Annotated in this window: 22 protein-coding genes and 1 pseudogene; 11 read left to right on the top strand and 12 right to left on the bottom strand. The window is 69.7% G+C overall.

Annotation, left to right across the window (positions count from 1 at the left end; translation table 11 throughout):
- Nucleotides 1–62: 62 nt before the first annotated feature.
- Nucleotides 63–944, bottom strand: coding sequence for a hypothetical protein (locus tag AC2YHT_RS04685; RefSeq protein ID WP_487288415.1), 882 nt, complete (start codon nucleotides 942–944; stop codon nucleotides 63–65).
- Nucleotides 945–1239: 295 nt separating this feature from the next.
- Here AC2YHT_RS04685 and AC2YHT_RS04680 point away from each other — a divergent pair, with 295 nt between their 5' ends.
- Nucleotides 1240–1935: a tellurite resistance TerB family protein gene (locus tag AC2YHT_RS04680; protein WP_487288414.1), complete on the top strand. Its 696-nt coding sequence runs from the start codon at nucleotides 1240–1242 to the stop codon at nucleotides 1933–1935.
- 124 nt (nucleotides 1936–2059) lie between these two features.
- Nucleotides 2060–2359: a hypothetical protein gene (locus AC2YHT_RS04675; protein WP_110117930.1), complete on the top strand. Its 300-nt coding sequence runs from the start codon at nucleotides 2060–2062 to the stop codon at nucleotides 2357–2359.
- 28 nt (nucleotides 2360–2387) lie between these two features.
- Here the strand turns inward: AC2YHT_RS04675 and AC2YHT_RS04670 are convergent, their stop codons facing one another.
- On the bottom strand, nucleotides 2388–2705 hold the full coding sequence (locus tag AC2YHT_RS04670; RefSeq protein WP_487288413.1) for a DUF6966 domain-containing protein: 318 nt from the start codon (nucleotides 2703–2705) through the stop codon (nucleotides 2388–2390).
- Nucleotides 2706–2813: 108 nt separating this feature from the next.
- On the opposite strand from AC2YHT_RS04670, the gene AC2YHT_RS04665 reads away from it, so the two are divergent.
- From AC2YHT_RS04665 to AC2YHT_RS04655, 3 genes are all read left to right on the top strand, one after another.
- Nucleotides 2814–3104, top strand: coding sequence for a putative quinol monooxygenase (locus AC2YHT_RS04665; RefSeq protein WP_487288412.1), 291 nt, complete (start codon nucleotides 2814–2816; stop codon nucleotides 3102–3104).
- A 71-nt stretch (nucleotides 3105–3175) separates the two neighbouring features.
- Nucleotides 3176–4234, top strand: coding sequence for a histidinol-phosphate transaminase (gene hisC, locus AC2YHT_RS04660; RefSeq protein ID WP_487288411.1), 1059 nt, complete (start codon nucleotides 3176–3178; stop codon nucleotides 4232–4234).
- 119 nt (nucleotides 4235–4353) lie between these two features.
- The gene (locus AC2YHT_RS04655) at nucleotides 4354–5445 is read left to right on the top strand and encodes an NADH:flavin oxidoreductase (protein WP_487288410.1); all 1092 of its coding nucleotides are present in this window, start codon (nucleotides 4354–4356) and stop codon (nucleotides 5443–5445) included.
- A 129-nt stretch (nucleotides 5446–5574) separates the two neighbouring features.
- On the opposite strand, the gene AC2YHT_RS04650 is transcribed toward AC2YHT_RS04655, so the two are convergent.
- The 7 genes from AC2YHT_RS04650 to AC2YHT_RS04620 all read right to left on the bottom strand — a co-directional run bounded on the left by AC2YHT_RS04650 (nucleotide 5575) and on the right by AC2YHT_RS04620 (nucleotide 11182).
- On the bottom strand, nucleotides 5575–6486 hold the full coding sequence (locus AC2YHT_RS04650) for an SMP-30/gluconolactonase/LRE family protein (RefSeq protein WP_487288409.1): 912 nt from the start codon (nucleotides 6484–6486) through the stop codon (nucleotides 5575–5577).
- A gap of 80 nt (nucleotides 6487–6566) precedes the next feature.
- Nucleotides 6567–7655 carry an NAD(P)H-dependent flavin oxidoreductase gene (locus tag AC2YHT_RS04645; RefSeq protein WP_487288408.1) on the bottom strand — a complete coding sequence of 363 codons (1089 nt, stop codon included), beginning with the start codon at nucleotides 7653–7655 and terminating at the stop codon, nucleotides 6567–6569.
- Between the two features lie 8 nt (nucleotides 7656–7663).
- Nucleotides 7664–8041 (bottom strand): hypothetical protein, encoded by a 378-nt coding sequence (locus tag AC2YHT_RS04640; protein ID WP_487288407.1) that lies wholly within the window; start codon nucleotides 8039–8041, stop codon nucleotides 7664–7666.
- Nucleotides 8038–8556, bottom strand: coding sequence for a dihydrofolate reductase (locus AC2YHT_RS04635; RefSeq protein ID WP_110117932.1), 519 nt, complete (start codon nucleotides 8554–8556; stop codon nucleotides 8038–8040). Before AC2YHT_RS04635 ends, AC2YHT_RS04640 begins: the two co-directional genes overlap by 4 nt.
- A 44-nt stretch (nucleotides 8557–8600) precedes the next feature.
- Nucleotides 8601–9440, bottom strand: a complete 840-nt coding sequence (locus tag AC2YHT_RS04630) for a thymidylate synthase (protein WP_487288406.1) — start codon at nucleotides 9438–9440, stop codon at nucleotides 8601–8603.
- Between the two features lie 97 nt (nucleotides 9441–9537).
- Nucleotides 9538–10482: a CsgG/HfaB family protein gene (locus tag AC2YHT_RS04625; protein ID WP_487288432.1), complete on the bottom strand. Its 945-nt coding sequence runs from the start codon at nucleotides 10480–10482 to the stop codon at nucleotides 9538–9540.
- Between the two features lie 145 nt (nucleotides 10483–10627).
- On the bottom strand, nucleotides 10628–11182 hold the full coding sequence (locus tag AC2YHT_RS04620) for a DUF924 family protein (protein WP_110117935.1): 555 nt from the start codon (nucleotides 11180–11182) through the stop codon (nucleotides 10628–10630).
- Nucleotides 11183–11287: 105 nt separating this feature from the next.
- Between AC2YHT_RS04620 and AC2YHT_RS04615 the strand changes: the two genes are divergently transcribed.
- Entirely contained in the window at nucleotides 11288–12196 is a 909-nt protein-coding gene (locus tag AC2YHT_RS04615; protein ID WP_487288405.1) for an RcnB family protein, read from the top strand.
- An 86-nt stretch (nucleotides 12197–12282) separates the two neighbouring features.
- On the opposite strand, the gene AC2YHT_RS04610 is transcribed toward AC2YHT_RS04615, so the two are convergent.
- Nucleotides 12283–12807 carry an inclusion body family protein gene (locus tag AC2YHT_RS04610; RefSeq protein WP_487288404.1) on the bottom strand — a complete coding sequence of 175 codons (525 nt, stop codon included), beginning with the start codon at nucleotides 12805–12807 and terminating at the stop codon, nucleotides 12283–12285.
- A 325-nt stretch (nucleotides 12808–13132) separates the two neighbouring features.
- On the opposite strand from AC2YHT_RS04610, the gene ilvC reads away from it, so the two are divergent.
- From ilvC to AC2YHT_RS04595, 3 genes are all read left to right on the top strand, one after another.
- The gene (gene ilvC / locus AC2YHT_RS04605) at nucleotides 13133–14152 is read left to right on the top strand and encodes a ketol-acid reductoisomerase (RefSeq protein ID WP_110117938.1); all 1020 of its coding nucleotides are present in this window, start codon (nucleotides 13133–13135) and stop codon (nucleotides 14150–14152) included.
- A 136-nt stretch (nucleotides 14153–14288) separates the two neighbouring features.
- The gene (locus tag AC2YHT_RS04600; protein ID WP_487288403.1) at nucleotides 14289–14735 is read left to right on the top strand and encodes an SRPBCC family protein; all 447 of its coding nucleotides are present in this window, start codon (nucleotides 14289–14291) and stop codon (nucleotides 14733–14735) included.
- Nucleotides 14722–15066 (top strand): ArsR/SmtB family transcription factor, encoded by a 345-nt coding sequence (locus tag AC2YHT_RS04595; protein ID WP_487288402.1) that lies wholly within the window; start codon nucleotides 14722–14724, stop codon nucleotides 15064–15066. Before AC2YHT_RS04600 ends, AC2YHT_RS04595 begins: the two co-directional genes overlap by 14 nt.
- On the opposite strand, the pseudogene AC2YHT_RS04590 reads toward AC2YHT_RS04595, so the two are convergent.
- Nucleotides 15064–15249, bottom strand: a pseudogene (locus tag AC2YHT_RS04590) (hypothetical protein); the annotation flags it as partial. The gene AC2YHT_RS04595 and the pseudogene AC2YHT_RS04590 overlap by 3 nt on opposite strands.
- A complete protein-coding gene (locus AC2YHT_RS04585; protein ID WP_487288401.1) occupies nucleotides 15212–16012 on the bottom strand; it encodes a CAP domain-containing protein in 801 nt (266 codons plus the stop codon). The gene AC2YHT_RS04585 and the pseudogene AC2YHT_RS04590, both read right to left, overlap by 38 nt.
- Before the next feature lie 62 nt (nucleotides 16013–16074).
- On the opposite strand from AC2YHT_RS04585, the gene AC2YHT_RS04580 reads away from it, so the two are divergent.
- Entirely contained in the window at nucleotides 16075–16638 is a 564-nt protein-coding gene (locus AC2YHT_RS04580; protein WP_487288400.1) for a nucleoside 2-deoxyribosyltransferase, read from the top strand.
- Nucleotides 16639–16811: 173 nt separating this feature from the next.
- Nucleotides 16812–18179: an MATE family efflux transporter gene (locus AC2YHT_RS04575; RefSeq protein WP_487288399.1), complete on the top strand. Its 1368-nt coding sequence runs from the start codon at nucleotides 16812–16814 to the stop codon at nucleotides 18177–18179.
- The last annotated feature ends 19 nt before the right edge of the window (nucleotides 18180–18198 follow it).

The following is an 18198-nucleotide window of genomic DNA, read 5'->3' as shown; positions in this document are numbered from 1 at the left end:
GGGCCAGGGGTTCCCGCCACAAGGGCGGGAATGACGGGAAGAAAGGGAAGCGAGCTAAATCCTCAGTCCGGCTTGCAGATCAGCACGTCCTTGCCGCCGCGTTTGGCGGGCAGGAGGCTGCCGGCGCAGGCCTGCGGGTTGGCGGGGTCGATGATGATCTCGCGGCTGGCCGGCAGCTTGGCCGGAGTCGCGCCGATGGGGGCCAGCGGCTTCTTGACCGCCGGGGCGGCCACGGGCTTGGCGGCGACCGGCTTGGCTGCCGCCGGCTTCTGGACGGCCGGCTTCTGGACCGCGGCCTTGGGCGCCGGCGCGGGGGCCGAGACTTCGACCTTGGCGGCAGGCGCTTCGGCGGGCGCGGCGGGCTCCTCGACGGGCGGCGGCGGTTCGGGCGCGGCTTCCGGCTCCGGCTGGGCCGGCACGGCGCTTTTCACGTTGTAGTTCAGGGCCTGGCCGAACAGGTTGGACTTCTTCTCCAGGGTCTTGGCGCGGGTCTCGCAGTCGCCGGGCGGCGACCAGCTCATCCACACCTGGGCCAGGCGGGCCTTGTCGATGGTTTCCGAGCCGCCCCAGATCGAGCGGCCCTTCTTCATGGCCGCCGCGCCGTATTCCGAGATCGGACGCGGGCTGGCCTTTTCGGCGGCGGTGATGGCCGAGGCGTAGATCCTGAGGTCCGAGCGCGCCTGGGTGCGCATCGCCGGATATTCCTTCAGCGCCGCGGCCGCGCCGTCGGGGCCGGGGAAGGCCTTCTCGATGCGCGTCACCTCTGGCATGACCCGGTCGTACAGGTCGATGTAGCCGCCGAGCGCGCCATAGCACCAGGCGATATAGCCGTACTCGTCGCTGGGCGGCGTGGCCGCGGGCTGGGTGCGCGGCGGCGGAGCGGCGGTGGTCACGGGCGCGTCCTGCGCCATCAGGGCGAGGGCGAAGAGAAGAGCGGTCGCCATACGGCCGGGAATCCTTTCGGTAGCGTCAGCGGACTGACTAGATCATTTCGGGCCGCAATGGGACCGCAGCATGGCGCCGGCGGGATCTACCCGCGCTCCAAGCTCGACCATAACGACGCAAGCGCCGGATGGCTCCGAAGTTCGCGGCGATTCTGAACAAGTTTACATGTGCGGCGCAGCAATCGCCGGGTGGGTCCGCCGCGAGGCGTGTGCTATGAGGCGCTTCCGGAGCGTCATCCTGGAGACGTTCGGATCCGTATCTCCCAGGACCGGCCGGCTTTTAAGACCCCTCCGCATGACCTTCTGGCGCAACATCGCAAGCATCGCGGCCCGCCGTCTGGACCTGGCGGAGTGCGCCGAGTGTCCGCCCGGACCGCCGGGACAGGATCCGGCCTTCTCGACCGCGGTCACGGCGCTGGGCGCCAAGCTGGCCAAGGCCGACGGCAGCGCCGACGGCCACGAGTTCGCGGCTTTCTCGCAGGTCTTCCACCCGGATCCGGCCTCCGAGCAGAACATCCATCGCCTGTACGACCTGGCCCGCCAGACCACCCACGGCTTCGAGAGCTACGCCAAGCGGCTGGCCAAGCGCTATCGCTCGTGCCCGCAGCTGCTGGAAGACGTGCTCGACGGCCTGTTCCACATCGCCAAGGCCGACGGCGCGGTGACCCAGGACGAGCTCGACTACCTGGAGCGGGTGGCCGAGCTGTTCGGCCTGTCGCCGCTGGCCTTCCGCCGCCTAAGCGCCACCCACCTGGGGGCGGGGGCGGACGATCCCTATGTGATCCTCGACGTGGCGGCCGACGCCGACGACGCAGCCGTGCGCAGCGCCTGGAAGCTGGCGCTGTCGGACGCCCACCCCGACCGGGCTCGCGCTCGCGGCCTGCCGGCCGAGTTCATCGAGGTGGCCGAGGCCAAGGCGGCCGCGATCAACGCCGCTTTCACCACCGTGATGCGCGAGCGCAGGGAACTCGGACTGGCCGCCGCGGGTTGAGCGGAAAAGTCTTTGTGATTGAACCCAATGGGTGTTCAGTTGACGTTCAGACCTCCGAAGCCAACCTAAGGGGCGAGGACGGAGATTCTGGGCGCTCCGGCGCCGATCGAGGACGACGATGACCATGACCCTGGGCGCGAACATCGGCGCGACGCAGTCTTCGGCTTGGCGCGGCCTGGCTGGAGTGATCGGCGGCGTGGCCACGGCGATCGCCGTCTCGGTGGCCGCCATCGTCGCCGTCGTGTTCGCAGCGACCCTGGTGGTCGTCGGCTTCATGGCCACCGCGCTGCTGGGCCTGGCCGCCTTCGCCCTGCGCGGCCGCCGCCATGCTCACGCCAAGGCCAACGCCGATCCCAACCTGATCGAGGCCCGCAACGTCGGCGGCCACTCGTGGGTCGCCTACGGCTGGAACGAGCGGCGCTGACGCCCACTCCAGGGGCGGGCGGCTTAAACTATCGAGATTGAGCGTGGTCGATGTCGCGCTTGAGGCGTGAGGCCTGATTGGAGGCTTTCGACGTCAGTCGCCGCAGCCGCGTGTTCGCTCGGGCAAGCGCCTTTTCATTCCTCATCAGAATGAGATCGTTCAGCGTTCCGGAGCCTCCGAAGCATTGCAGGAAGCGCTCCAGGCCATAGTAGTCGCGCCTCCGTATGCGTCGCGCGATCCCATGCAACTCTGCGGCCCAGGCTGGTTCTCCATGCATGCGCAGCACTCGCGCGATCTCGTCCGCGCCCGCGGCCACGCGCTTCCAGCGATCGAAGAACCAAAGCATCCGGCGAGCCTAAGGTCTGGCTTGTCGATGTGAAAGAGGCGCCAAAACGCTTGCCTTCCGCGCGCCCGCTCGTCCAACCTCCGTTCAAACAAACGTTGGGAGGCGAGCATGATCGGCGTGGTGGCGACCCTGAAGGTCCAGCCGGACAAGACGTCCGAGTTCGAAGCGGTGTTCCTGGGCCTGGCCGCCAAGGTGAAGGCCAGCGAGCCGGGCGCGATCGTCTATCAGCTGACCAAGTCCAAAACCGAGGCCGGCGTCTACAAGGTGCTGGAACTCTACGCCTCGGAAGACGCCCTCAAGCACCACGGCGGGACCGACTATTTCAAGGCCGCTGGCGCGGCCATGGGGCCGTTCATGGCCGGCCGTCCGGAGATCGAATATCTCGACGCGGTGGAGTAGGGCGGGCTTGCGCTTGACGGAGGGCTGAGGTTTCGCGCATCCCGGCGGCGAATGTCGTCTGGAGCAAGACCTTGAGCCGTTTCTGGAGCCCGCTGGTCCACAAGCTGTCGCCCTATGTGCCGGGCGAGCAGCCGAAGATCGCCGACCTGGTCAAGCTGAACACCAACGAAAGCCCCTATGGGCCTTCGCCCAAGGCCGTCGAGGCGATCGCGGCGGCGGCGGGCGAGGCCCTGCGGCTCTATCCCGATCCGACCTCCAGCGCGCTGCGCGAGGCCCTGGCCGCCTATCACGGCGTGGCCGTGGAGCAGGTGTTCGTCGGCAACGGCTCTGACGAGGTGCTGGCCCACGCTTTCCGCGCCCTGCTGGGGCACGATGCGCCGCTGCTGTTCCCCGACATCACCTACAGCTTCTATCCGACCTATTGCCGGCTGTTCGACGTGGCCTACGAGACCGTGCCGCTGGCCGAGGACCTGTCTGTGCGGGTGGAGGACTATCGCCGTCCGTCCGGCGCGATCATCGTCGCCAACCCCAACGCCCCCACGGGCGTCGCCCTGACCCGCGCCGAGATCGCCCGCCTGCTGGCCGAGCATCCCGACAAGCCGGTGGTGATCGACGAGGCCTATGTCGATTTCGGCGGCGAGAGCGCCATCCCGCTGGTCGCCGACCATCCCAACCTGCTGGTCGTGCAGACCATGTCGAAGTCGCGGGCCCTGGCCGGCCTGCGCGTCGGCTACGCCATCGGCGACGCGGCCCTGATCGAGGGGCTGACGCGGGTGAAGGACAGCTTCAATTCCTATCCCCTTGGCCGTCCCGCCCAGGCCGGCGCGCTCGCCTCGATCGAGGACGAGGCCTTCTTCCAGGAAAGCTGCGCCAAGGTGATCGCCGGCCGCCGTCGCCTGGTCGAGGGGCTGGAGGCGCGCGGCTTTACCGCCCCGGCCTCGTCGGCCAACTTCGTCTTCGCCCGCCACGCCGCGCGGCCTGGCGCCGAGCTGGCGGCGGAACTGCGCAAGCGCGGCGTCATCGTCCGCCGCTTCGACGCGCCGCGCATCGGGGATCACCTGCGGATCACGGTCGGGACGGACGGCCAGATCGACCGCCTGCTGGCGGCGCTGGACGAAATCCTGGGGTAGGGGTTTTCTTTCCGAACGGGCCACACCAGATACAACGACCGTTGCAGTATTTCTGCATGGCGGTCGCTCCGAACAAGTGTTTGGATCGCATCGGTTCATACTCCTGCTGGAGCGCCCGCATGGCCCTCGACGCCCTCTTCAAGCCCTTCGAGTTCAAGTCGCTGAAGCTGCCCAACCGGGTGGTGATGGCGCCGATGACCCGGTCGTTCTCGCCCGGCGGCGTGGCCACCGACGACGTGGCGGCCTACTACGCCCGCCGCGCGGCCGCTCAGGTCGGCCTGATCGTCACCGAGGGCACGGGCGTGGCCCGCGCCGCCTCGCTGAACGACGCCAACATCCCGCGCTTCCATGGCGAGAAGGAACTGGCGGCCTGGAAGAAGGTGGTCGACGACGTCCACGCCGTCGGCGGCCTGATCGCGCCGCAGCTGTGGCACGTGGGTTCGGCCAAGGGCAAGGACGTGCTGGGCAAGATCGACAGCCCCTCGGGCGTGTCAAAGGCCGGCGGTTCGCCGTTCACCGAGCCGATGACCGACGCCGAGATCGCCGACACCATCGCCGCCTTCGCCACGGCCGCCGCCGACGCCAAGCGCCTGGGCTTCGACGCCATCGAGCTGCACGGCGCCCACGGCTACCTGATCGATCAGTTCTTCTGGAACGGCACCAACCTGCGTGACGACGGCTTCGGCGGTCCGACCATCGCCGAGCGCAGCGCCTTCGCCGCCGAGATCCTGAAGGCCGTCCGCGCCGCCGTCGGCCCGGACTATCCGGTGATCATCCGCCTGTCGCAGTGGAAGCAGCAGGACTACGCGGTGAAGAACGCCGAGACCCCGCAACTGCTGGAAGCCTGGTTGCAGCCGCTGGCCGACGCCGGCGCCGACATCTTCCACTGCTCGCAACGCAGGTTCTGGGAGCCGGAATTCGAGGGCAGCGACCTGAACTTCGCTGGCTGGACCAAGAAGCTGACCGGCGCCCCGACCATCACCGTCGGCTCGGTGGGCCTGTCGGGCGAGTTCATCGCGGCCTTCGGCGGCGAGGGCAGCCAGCCGGCCTCGATCGACGGCCTGCTCGAGCGCCTGGATCGCGGCGAGTTCGACCTGGTCGGCGTCGGCCGGGCGCTGCTGCAGGATCCCGAGTGGGTGGTGAAGATCCGCGACGGGCGCGAGGACGAGCTGCAGAGCTTCTCGCGCGAGGCGCTGGGGGTGCTGTACTAAGCTGTAGCCGCCTGCGGCGGCCCCCTCCGGCCCTCCGGGCCACCTCCCCCAGAGGGGGAGGATCTGTGCGCCGAGATGCTCCCCCTCTGGGGGAGCTGTCGCGGAGCGACTGAGGGGGCCGCGAAGCGGTCAGGCGTTATAGTTCAGCCTCAGCCCAGGCCGCTCCCAGCGCCCACGCCAGAGCTTGCCGGTCCCGGATCCGGTGATCCAGACGTCCCGCAGATCCGCCCCGCCGAAGCAGAGGTTGGTGACGATGACGTCAGGAACCGCCACGTGCTCGGTCGTCCCGTCGGGCGAGAAGGCCGTGATCCCGCCGTTGATGATCGTCGCCACGCACACCCGCCCGTCGGCCTCGACCGCCAGGCTGTCGAGCAGCTGGTAGCCCGGCAGGTTGCAGACCACGCGGCCGGGCTGGAGCGGGGCGGGCGGGGCGAGCTCGCCGGGGGCGACGACGTCGAAGGCCCACAGGCGGCCCAGCATGGTGTCGGCCACATAGACCACGTCCTGCGCCGGCGACAGGCCCACGCCGTTGGGCGAGATCAGGTGGTCGCGGGCGCGGACGATGTGGCTGCCGTCGGTCCGGGCGTAGTACAGCGCGCCATACTTGCGGCCCTCGGGCGTCGAGCAACCGTGGTCGGTGAACCAGAACCCGCCCTGCTTGTCGAAAACGAGATCGTTGGGCCCGACCAGCCGCTTGCCGTCGCAGGCCTCGTAGAGCGTGGTCACCGCGCCGGTGGCCAGATCCACCCGCTGGATCGAGCCGCCCTGGTGGCTGGCGGGCGTGGGGCCGGGGATGTTCAGCCCGCCCATGTCGAAGAACTCGAAGCTGCCGCCGTTGTTGGTGACATAGACCGCGCCGTCCGGGCCGATCGCCGCGCCGTTGGGACCGCCGGGCAGGTCGGCGACGGTGGTCCGGGTCCCGTCCGGCGCGATGCGGGTCAGGGTCTGGCGCTGGATCTCGACCAGCAGCACCGAGCCGTCGGCCATGGCGATCGGGCCTTCGGGGAATTGCAGGCCTTCGGCGACGAGGGTCAGGTCCATGTCGTCTCGCTCCCTGGATGCGCGCCTCTGTTGGACGCTGCCAGGGAGTAAACGGTCGTTTGAACCGGGCCGCAACCCACTCAGGCGTCAGCGAGCAGCCGGGTCAGGTCTTCCGAGTTGAGGCCGCGCGGGGCCAGGCGCGCCGACTGGCCGGCCCAGAGGTTGGTGAAGTCGGGATTGGTCCCGTCCCGGCGCAGCGGCGTCAGGGGGCCGCCGGCCAGGGGGAAGGGCGGCACGACCTCGCCGCCGATCGGCCCGGCCTCAAGCATCAGCCGGTTGGCGACACCCCGGGCCGGGCGGCCGGTGAAGAGGTCGGTGATCATGGTGTTGTCGTCGCGGGCCTCGTCCAGGGCGGCGCGGTGGGCCGGCGGGATCCTGGCCTCGGGCGTGAACAGATAGGCCGTGCCGACCTGCACGCCGGACGCGCCCAGGGCCCGGGCGGCGGCCACGCCGCGCGCCTCGGCGATGCCGCCAGCGGCGATCACCGGCACCGAGACGGCCGAGACCACCTGCGGCAGCAGGGAAAAGAGGCCGGGCTGGGCGGCGCTGTCCAGGCGGTTGTCGATCGTCTTGTCGATCCCTTGGCCGAAGCCCGGCAGGAAGACGGCGCGATGGCCGCCGGCCTCGGCCCCCATGGCGATGACGGCGTCGGCGCCGTTGACCTCCAGCCAGACGGCCTCGGCGACCGTGGTGGCCGAGGACAGCACCCTGGCCCCCGTCGCCTTCACCCGATCGAGCAGCGCGGGCTCGGGCAGGCCGAAATGGAAGCTGACCACCTCGGGCCGCAGGTCCTCGACCAGGGCGCAGAAGGCCTCGTCGAAGGGCGCGCGGCCGCCGGCGGGCGGCGGCGGGGCCGGATCCAGGCCCGCCTCGACATAGTAGGGCGCAAGGCGCGAACGCCAGGCCATCATCCGCGCCGGATCCGGCGCCGGCGGAGTGTGGGCGAAGAAGTTGAGGTTCAGGGGGGCGTCGACGGCGGCGCGGAACTGGGTGATCGCTTCGCGGGCCTGCTCGGGCGTATATTGCGCGCAGGGCAGGGAGCCCAGGCCGCCGCCGCGGGCCGCGCCGATCGCCATGGCCGGCGTGCTGGCCCCGGCCATCGGCGCCTGGAGCACCGGCGCCGCCACGCCCAGAAGGTCGATCAGCCGCCGGTCGGTCCAGGTGCTCATGCGGGTTCTCAGTTCAGGTCGAACAGGTCGTAGGCGATCAGCTTCAGCCGCGCGTCGAAGAAGGCCCGGCCGTAGCTGGAGCGCTTGAGGGCGGCCTGGTCGACGCCGTGCTCGACGTCCGAACCGCTGGCCCCGGGCGCGGCGCAGGGCACGTAGAGGCGCAGGGTGCGGCCGACGGCCAGCTTCACCCCCGGCTCGGCCCGGTAGACCTTGGCGACGACGTAGCAACGGCCGCGCACGCCGCGCGGTACGCCCACGTGCTGGACCTGAACCACGGCGATCTCGGCGGCCTTGTCGCGCGCGGCCTGACGGGCGTCCGCGGGCAAGGGCGGCGCGGGCGTCGCCGCCTGGGCCAGCAGGACCGCCGCGATCAGCGGGCCGCTCACTTGCGCTCCAGCACGCGGAAGACGAACGGGAAGTCGTCGCCCTCGCCGGCCGGGCGCTCCTCGCGCCGCACCTCGGTCCAGGCGTTCTCGTCGAAGGCCGGGAAGTGGACGTCGCCTTCCACCTCTGCCTGCACTTCGGTGACGTAGATTCGCTTGGCGCGGGGCAGGGCGAGCTCGAACAGGGCCGCGCCGCCGATCACGCAGACCTCCTCGACGCCGTCCTCGGCGGCCTGCTCCTTGCCGATCTGGACGGCCTCCATCCAGGTGTCGCAGACCACGGCGCCCTCGGCCTCGAACTTGTGGTCGCGGGTCAGGACGATGTTCAGGCGGCCGGGCAGGGGTTTGCGGGGCAGGCTGTCCCAGGTCTTGCGGCCCATGATCACCGGCTTGCCCAGGGTGGCGGCCTTGAACATCTGAAGGTCCGACTTCAGCCGCCAGGGCAGGTCGTTGTCGCGGCCGATGACGCCGTTGAGCGAGCGGGCCACGGGGCCGAGCGTGAGGATGGGGGCGGTCATGGGCGACTCTTAGCCGCCCGCAGCCCGATCCGGAAGGTCGGGTTTCAGACCGAGACCGCCGCCTTGATGTGCGGGTGGGCCTCGTAGCCCTCCAGCTGGAAGTCCTCGTACGCGAAGGCGAAGAGGTCGGTTTTGTCGGCGATCTTCATCGTCGGGAACGGCTTGGGCTCGCGGGTCAGCTGTTCGCGGGCCTGGTCCAGGTGGTTCAGATAGAGGTGGGCGTCGCCGAAGGTGTGCACGAACTCGCCGGGCTGCAGGCCCACGACCTTGGCCACCATCAGGGTCAGCAGGGCGTAGCTGGCGATGTTGAACGGCACGCCCAGAAACACGTCGGCGCTGCGCTGGTAGAGCTGGCAGCTGAGCTTTCCGTCGGCCACGAAGAACTGGAACAGGCAGTGGCAGGGCGGCAGCGCCATGTCCTCGACGTCGGCCGGGTTCCAGGCGCTGACGATGTGGCGGCGGCTGTTGGGATTGGTCTTCAGGCCCTCGACCAGGTTGACGATCTGGTCGATCGACTGGCCGTCCGGCGTGGCCCATGAGCGCCACTGCTTGCCGTAAACGGGGCCAAGCTCGCCGTTCTCGTCGGCCCACTCGTCCCAGATGCGCACGCCGTTGTCCTTGAGCCAGGCGATGTTGGTCTCGCCCCTCAGGAACCACAAAAGCTCGATGATGATCGAGCGCAGGTGCAGCTTCTTGGTGGTCAGGACCGGGAAGCCCTTGGACAGGTCGAAGCGGATCTGGCGGCCGAAGACGCCCAGCGTACCGGTGCCGGTGCGGTCGCCGCGTTGCACGCCGTTCTCAAGGATGTCGGCGAGCAGGGCCAGGTACTGGCGCTCGGGATGGTCGGCGGCGGCTTTCGGGGCGTCGAGGACGGCGGTGGTCATGGGGCGCACAATCGCGACGAATCGAGCCCGTGGCCAATCACAAAAACGCCCCGCGCGGCGAGCCGGCGGGGCGTTCTAGCTCAGGTGGCGAAGTCGCCTATTTCGACGGTTCGAGGCCGGTGTTCAGCACCCAGCCGACATTGTCGTTCTCGTCGGCCACTTCCCACCACAGGTCCTGCTTCTTGCCGGTCGGATAGACGATGGCGCCGGCGGGCAGGGCGCGGATCAGCTTGCCGGCGGCCACCGGGGTGGCGCGCATGTTGACGACGCGGGTGGCCACGAAGGTCTTGGCCGGGGCGTTCTGGGCCGCCGCCGGGCTGTCGCCGACCAGGCCCAGCTCGCCGACCATCTTCGAATAGGAGTTGATGAAGGCCAGGGTGATGATGCGGCCGATCTCGGTGTCCTCGTAGCCGCCGCCGACCGCGCCGCCGAAGCCGATGCCGCCGCCCGCGCCCCAGCCGATGTCGTTCTTCACGGCGTAGCCTTCCTGCACGGCCACGGTCTCGGTGGTGCGCACGTTGGTCAGCGACAGGACGGTGTTGGCTTCCAGCTTCTTGGTCTTGATGCCGCCGACCAGGGCGCCGGCGCGGCCGCCGATCAGGCCGCCGATGGCGCCGGCCACCGCGCCGCCGCCGGCGTTGCTGTCGCTGGCCTGAACCTCGGCCACCAGCACGTAGTCGGCGGCCTTGATCTGGCCCTGGCCGACGTTGGAGCCGCGCTGAAGACCCAGATTGCCGCCGATGTTGCGCTCGATCTGGGCGGCGTTCAGGCCAGCGCCCCGGTCGACCAGGTTAAAGCAGCCCGACTTCTGGACGATGGCCCGCAGCAGCTTCTGCGGCGAGGCGAGGTTGTATTGGGTCCAGCCGCGCGGATCATCGCCGTCGATGATCGACAGGGTGCCCAGCTTGCGCGAGCAGCGCGGCACCTCGGTCACCGCCTGGGTCTGCATCTGCTGGGCCTTGCTGGCCTTGGCCTGGGCGAAGGTCTCGGCCGGAACGACGGCGCAAACGATCGCGCCCGCCGCCACCAGGCATTTCTTCATCGACATCAACTTGGCCTCCAGAGCCCTCGAAAACTGCGTGCGAACACTACAGTACCGATTGCACGCAAGCCAAGCTCGCCCGGAGGCTGATCCCCAAAAGTGGGGAGCAATTACAATCTTCGGGCTCTCCGGATCGTGGAGAAGCCTATCCGGCGAAGCCGCCCTCGTCGAGGAAGGCCTGTTCGGCCGGGGTGGTCTCGCGGCCCAGGGCGACGTTGCGATGGGGGAAGCGGCCGAAGCGGGCGATGATGTCGCGGTGAATCAGGGCCCACTTCATCGGCCCCTCGTCGCCGGTGTCGGCCTGCAGGCCGGCGCACAGCTCGATGCACAGCTCCTGGTCGGCCAGGGATTCGGAGTGCTCGAACGGCAGGTAGAAGAAATAGCGCAGCTCGGGCGCGACTTCCTGGTCGAAGCCGGCGGCGATGGCGGCGCGGGCCACGGCGCGGGCCTTGCCGTCGGTGGCGTAGCCGTGGCCGCTGCGGCGATAGAGATTGCGCGGGAACTGGTCGAGCACGATGACCAGCGCCAGGGCCCCCTCGGGGCTTTCCAGCCAGGCGTCATAGTCGCCGCGGGCGGCCTTGTGGTGGGTGGGCTCGTACTTCAGGCGGATCGCCTCGTCGAAGGCGTGGTTCTTCTCGAACCACTTCTTGGGCCCCGCCTGGGTCCAGAAGCCGAGAATGTCCTGGGGCTGAGCGGCCATCGAATCCTCGCTGCGGGTTTCGTTCAATTGCGGTTCATGCACCGAGCGCGACACTGTCATCAAGGGATGAGCCACGGGCCGGCGCAAGGCCTATTGGAGCTAGAAATGAAACGTCTGATCACCGTCGCCATGATCCTGTCGCTGACGGGCGGCGCGGCGGCGCAGGCTGGCAACGGGGCGTTCGCCGTCGCCCAGCAAGAACAGAACGATCGCGGCGATCGCCCCGCGCGCCAGGATCGTGGCTCGCGCGGCGGCGAGCAAGGCGGCCGCGCCCAGCAGCAGCGTGGCGGCGATCAGGCCGCTCGCCCCGAGCGCGCCGACCGCCCTGATCGCGGCGACCGCCAGGAAGGCGGCTGGCGCGGCGGCGGCGGCCGGGTGAACGATAGCGCGCCCCAGGCGCCGCGCGCCGCCGAGCCGCGTCCGGCTCAGCAAGCGCCCCAGGCGCCCCAGGCCGATCGCGGCCAGGACCGTGGCGGCCGTGGCGACCGTCCTGATCGTGGCGGCTGGCAAGGCGGCCAAGACCGCGGCGTCCAGGATCGCGGCGATCGCGGTCCCGACCGAAACGACCGCAATGATCGCAACGACCGTCCCGGCGGGCAGCCCGATCGTCGTCCCAATGACGGTCGCCCCAATGACGGCCGTCCCGGCGGCTGGCAGGGCGATCGCGGCGGCTCCCGTCCGGGCGCGCAACGCCCTGGCGACCAGCGCTGGCGCGACCGCGACAACGGCCGTCCGCAGTATGACCAGCGTCGCTGGCGGCCCAGCTATCGCTCGGCCCAGCGCTATCGCGCCCCGGCCTACCGCTATCCGCGCGGCTGGTATTCGTTCCGCTGGAGCTTCGGCGACTACCTGCCGGGCGGCTGGTACTCGAGCTACTACTACCTCGACTGGTACCGCTACGGCCTGCCCATGCCGCCGATCGGCTGCGAATGGGTGAGGGTCGGCGGCGACGCCGTCCTGGTCGACGTCTGGTCCGGCCAGGTGCTGAGCGTGTACTACGACCTCTTCTGGTAAGAGGCCCAGGCCTCGCCGGTAGAAAGTCGAAAGCCGCGCTTCCGGAAGGAGGCGCGGCTTTCTCTCTTTCTGAGCGGGGGAAGGGCTCAGGAAGCGGTGATGGTCGGATCCCAGACGAAGTAGCCCAGCACCTGCAGCGAGCCGGAGTGGTACTGCAGCACGGCGAACGAGACGTTGTAGTTGCCCGTGCCGCTCTGGACGATGTCGGCCGTCAGGTAGAAGTCGTACTGCGGCGTCACCGAGTAGGTCGGCGGCAGGGCGATGTTCCCCGGGGTGGTGCCGGGCACCGGGGTCTCGACGTTCAGCAGCTTGCCGCCCGTCGTGGAGGTCACCTGCGTGCCCGAGAAGATCGCGATGTTCTGCAGGTCGGCCGAGTAGCTGGTGTTGCCCGACTGCGAGACCATCCGCCAGCGCACGGTGTCGCCCACGTCGGCCGAGATCGACAGGTCGCCCGAGGCCTGGCCGCTGCGGACATATTCGTTCGGCGCGACCATGTAGGCGTAGTTGTGCCCGATCGGGGTCGGGGCGTTCTGGTTCTGGCTGGGGTTCTGGACGCTCGCGATCAGGTTCGCGGTGTCGACCACGATCTGGATGTCGATGATCTCGCTCATGGGGATGCCCTCCCGTTCTCGCCTCCGGGTGTGGAGGCGGGTTGAGGGTGTTGCGCGTGCAACCTTGAGTCAATTTGGCATATTTATATATCTGAGGTTGTTTTTGCACATTCTTCGCTGAAGGCGAGGCGAGAAAAGGCTTCGTCGCGATCCGCCTTGCCTTTCCGGGGGCTTTTTCGCCTCAGTCGCGGTATTAAGCGTCGCCGATCATCGCTCATGGGCGCGCCCCGCCTTGACGAGGCGGCAAAAAAACGCTCAAACGCCGGCCTTTCCCGCCTCCAGCTTGCGTGAGGCGGGCAGATTGACCAGTCCTGGAGAAGAAATCATGCGCGTCTACTACGACCGCGACGCCGACCTCGCCCGCATCCTGGACCGGAAGATCGCCATCGTAGGCTATGGCAGCCAGGGCCACGCCCACGCGCTCAACCTTCGTGACAGCGGCGCGTCGAACGTGGCCGTCGCCCTGCGCCCGGGTTCGCCCAGCGCCAAGAAGGCCGAAGGCGAAGGCCTGAAGGTTCTGTCGGTGGCCGAAGCCGCCGCCTGGGCCGACCTGATCATGATCCTGGCGCCGGACGAGCACCAGGCCGCGATCTACAAGAACGACATCGCTCCGAACATCCGCGACGGCGCGGCCCTGCTGTTCGCCCACGGCCTGAACGTCCACTTCGGCCTGATCGAGCCGAAGGACACCATCGACGTCCTGATGGTCGCCCCGAAGGGCCCGGGCCACACGGTCCGCGGCGAGTACCAGAAGGGCGGCGGCGTGCCCTGCCTGATCGCGGTGCACCACAACGCCACCGGCAACGCGCTGGACCTCGGCCTGGCCTACGCCTCGGCCATCGGCGGCGGCCGCTCGGGCATCATCGAGACCAACTTCCGCGAAGAATGCGAAACCGACCTGTTCGGCGAGCAGGCCGTCCTCTGCGGCGGCACGGTCGAGCTGATCCGCGCCGGCTTCGAAGTGCTGGTTGAAGCCGGCTACGCGCCGGAAATGGCCTATTTCGAGTGCCTGCACGAGCTGAAGCTGATCGTGGACCTGATCTACGAAGGCGGCATCGCCAACATGAACTACTCGATCTCGAACACCGCCGAGTACGGCGAGTACGTCACCGGCCCGCGCGTCGTGACCGCCGAGACCAAGGCCGAGATGAAGCGCGTGCTGGAAGACATCCAGTCGGGCAAGTTCGTCCGTGACTTCATGCTGGAAAACGCCGTCGGCCAGCCGTCCTTCAAGGCGACCCGCCGTCGCGCTTCCGAGCACCAGATCGAGGAAGTCGGCGCGCGTCTCCGCGGCATGATGCCGTGGATCGCCAAGAACAAGCTGGTGGACGTCACCAAGAACTAAGCTTCCGCCTCACGGCTGAAGACGGAAACGGCGGGCTCGCAAGGGCCCGTCGTTTTTCGTTTGGGCTATCATGCAATCATATGGTTGCGTATATCGCGTGTCGGAGTCATGGTTGGGCAACCAGAAGGTTGCTGAAATGACCGACCGCATCGAGAAGACCATCGTGTTGAACGCGCCGCTGGAGCGCGTCTGGAACGCCATCGCCGACCACGAGCAGTTCGGCGCCTGGTTCCGGGTCAAGCTGGACGGGCCGTTCGTGCCGGGAGAGGCCTCGACCGGCCACATCACCTATCCAGGCTACGAACACATCCAGTGGCGCGCGCAGGTCGTCGCCGTCGAGCCGATGCGGCGGCTGGCCTTCCACTGGCATCCGTACGCCATCGATCCGGCGATCGACTATTCGGGCGAGACCCCGACCCTGGTGGAGTTCCTGCTGACGCCGGAAGGCGACGGCGTGCGGCTGGACGTGATCGAGAGCGGCTTCGACGCCGTGCCGGCCCATCGCCGCGACGAGGCCTTCCGCATGAACGATGGCGGCTGGGCCCAGCAGGTCGAGAACATCAAGGCCCATGTCGAGGCTTGAGGCCGGGGCGCCGGACGCCCCTGATCCCGCCGTCGTGTTCGCCGCCCTGGGCGATCCTACCCGCCTGGCCCTGCTGGACCGGCTCAGCGACGGCCGCCCGCGCTCGATCTCGGCCCTGGCCAGCGGCGGCGACATCACCCGCCAGGCCGTGACCAAGCACCTTCGGGTGCTGGAGGGCGCGGGCCTGGTCGCCAGCCTGCGCGAAGGGCGTGAAAGCCGCTTTGCCTACCGCCCCGAACAGGTGCGGCAGGCGCGGGCCTGGCTCGACACCGTCTCGGCCCGCTGGGACGACGCGCTTGGGCGGCTGAAGGCGTTCGTGGAGGGGGTGTAACGCCCCTCTTCCAGAGGGAGAGGGAGGGGCCCGCCGCGCAGCGGTGGGAGGGTGAGGGGTTACGAGGTCGGACGATGTGCCGGCGCTCCGTCAGACGCCGTAACCCCTCACCCCAATCCTCTCCCTATAGGAGAGGAGTACGCCGCTACCCCAGCACCACCACCGGCCCCCAGGCCACCTGATAGCGGTGCGCGCCGCTGGAGAGGTGCGGGCGCAGCTGCCAGGCGCCGGGCGGGATGACGACCGGCTGGGGGCGTTCGACATAGGTCTGGGTCAGCACCTCGCCGCCGGGGTCCGACAGCGAGAACTGGTCGATGCGCGGGCTGGCGCGGGAGAGGGCGGCGGCGATGGCCTCGACCGAGGGGGCGCGCAGCGGGGCGGGGGCGGCCAGGCGGGCCGAGACCTCGGCATAGACGCCGACGGCGATGACCTCGGGCCCATCGCGCAGGGCCGCGTAGCCGACGTGGGTCAGGCCCGGCGCCAGCAGGTTGGCGCGGTGGCCGGGGCTCGACTTCCACTGGCCCATGATCTGATCGGGGCGGACAGCGCCCGAGGCGTTGCGGCGCATGGCGATGTTCTCGGCCGGGGCGCCGACCAGGTCGCGGGCCAGCAGGCCGACGCGGGCGGCGGGCCCGAAGCCCTCGCGGGTCATATGGTCGTAGATTCGGGTGCGGGCGATGTCGGCGGCGTGGGTGCGGGCGGCCTGGGCCAGGCCCGGGTCGAAGGCCAGCGGCGACAGGCGCCGAGCCTCGCGGAAGGCGTCGCCCTGGTCGAGCAGCTCGCGCTCGAAATCGGCGTCGAAGTCGCCGCGCCGGGCGGCCAGCTGGTCGCGCAGGCGGCGCTCGTAGGCCAGCCAGGTCCGGGCCGGGGCGGCTTGCGCGAGCCCAGGCAGGAAGAGGGCCGCGACGCCAAGGCTGAGGACGGTTCGGCGGGGAAGGGCGGTCATCAGGGCGGGCTTTGGCTCCAATACAGTTGACAGGACAGGCCGGTCGTCCGCTCTAAGGCCGGATGCGACCCGTCCGTTCCCTTTGGCTGGCCGGCCCCGAGGCCTGGCTCCCCGATGCAGAAGCCCAAGACCTGCGGCGCAAGGCCCTGTGTCTGGACGCCGGCTTCACGGCCTTTTCCGGCGCCCAGCCGGCGCCGGGCGACGAGTTCAGCTCCGAGATCCAGGCCCGTGAACTCTACATGGAGCGCATGGCCCAATTGCGTCGGGCCGACGCCGCGATCGTCAATCTCACCCCCTGGCGCGGGCCGTCCTGCGACGCGGCCACGGCCTTCGAGGCGGGGGTGCTGGCGGGGCTGGGCAAGCCGATCTTCGCCTATCTCAACGTCGAGGACGAAAGCCTGGCCGAATATGTCGACCGGGTCGACGTGCTGGTCGGCGCCGAGCGCGGCGAGGACGGGATCTGGCGCGACGAGCACGACTGCGTGGTCGAGGACCTGGGCCTGCCCGAGAGCGTCATGCTGTGGGCCGAGGCGCGGCGGCTGTTCGTGATCGTGACGCCCGAACCGCTGCACGACCTGACCGGGCTGGAGATGTGCCTGCAGGCCCTGCGGCTGTACGCGGAGTAGGGGAAGAGCCCCCTCAGTCGCTCCGCGACAGCTCCCCCAAAGGGGGAGCATCTGGGCGCTCAAGATCCTCCCCCTCTGGGGGAGGTGGTCCGGAGGACCGGAGGGGGCTCGCCGCCCCTTGCCCTCCCATCGCGCATCGGCCACCTTCCGGCCCCGTTTCGAAAGGCCCTTCCATGTCGCGTCCCGCGGCCGCGCCGGCTTCCGGGAAGTCGGGCGGCGTCATCGCCTCGGATCTGATCGAGCTGCTGCGCCTGGCTGGGCCGGTGGTGCTGTCGCGCCTGGGCATCATGGTGATGGGCCTGACCGACGCCATCGTAGTGGGGCACTATTCGGCCAGGCAGTTGGGCTTCCACGCCATGGCCTGGGCCCCGACCTCGGTGTTCGTCACCGTGACGGTCGGCCTGCTGGTCGGGACCCAGGTGATGGGCTCGCGAGCGCTCGGGGCGGGGCGGCTGCACGAGGCCGGAGCGGTGCTGCACCGGGGCGTGAAATATGGCCTGTGGCTGGGTCTTGCCGGCTCGGTGCTGCTGGCCCTGGCCGCGCCGCCGCTGCTGCACCATGTCGGCATCGACAAGGCCCTGGCCGACGGCGCGACCGCGCCGCTGATCGTCTTCTCGCTGTCGCTGACGCCCTATGCGCTGAGCGTCGCCTTGAGCTTCTGGCTCGAGGGGCTGGGCCGCCCTGGCCTGGTGACCGTGACGATGTGGATCGCCAACCTGATCAACCTCGGGGTCAACCTGCTGCTGGTGCCCGGCGTCATGGGCCTGCCGGCCCTGGGCGCGGTCGGCGCGGCCTGGGCGACCTTCGTGGCCCGCACCGCCTTCACGATCATGCTGGTCGTGGTCATCGTCCGGCTTAAGGACGCCCGGGCGCTGGGCGTGTTCGACAAGCCGGGCCGCGACCGCGCCGCCGAGAAGGACCAGCGCCGGGTCGGCTACGGGGCCGGCACGTCCAACCTGTTCGAGGTGTCGGCCTTCGCCGGCATGAGCCTGGTGGCGGGCTGGCTGGGCGGGCTGAACGTCGCGGCCTGGGCGGTGGTGCTGAACGTGGCCGGGGTGATCTTCATGGTGCCGCTGGGTCTGGCCACCGCCACGGCGGTGCAGGTCGGCCGGGCGCATGGCGCGCGCGATCCGGCGGGCATGAGCCGCGCCGGCTGGATCGCCTTCGGCGTCACGGCGGTGTTTTCGCTGATCGTGGCGCTGCTGCTCTATCCGCTGCGCCACCTGGTGGCCGGCGCCTACACCGCCGATCCCGCCGCCATCGCTCTGATCGCGCCGGCCCTGGTGCTGACCTGCCTGTTCCTGGTGCCCGACGCCGTGCAGGTGGTCTGCGCCCAGGCCCTGCGGGCGCGGGGCGAGGTCTGGATCCCCGCCGGCACCCACATGGTCGCCTACGCCCTGATCATGGGGCCGCTGGCCTGGTGGCTGGCCCTGCCGATGAAGATGGGCGTCAACGGCATCGTCTGGTCGGTGATCGTCACCAGCTTCGCGGCGGCGGCGATGCTGCTGGGGCGGTATCGGATGCTGGATAAGCGGGGCTGAACGCCTGCGGCGGCCCCCT

It is taken from the genome of Caulobacter sp. SRI_008, assembly GCF_057586355.1.
This window is presented reverse-complemented; position numbering and strand designations above follow the sequence as displayed.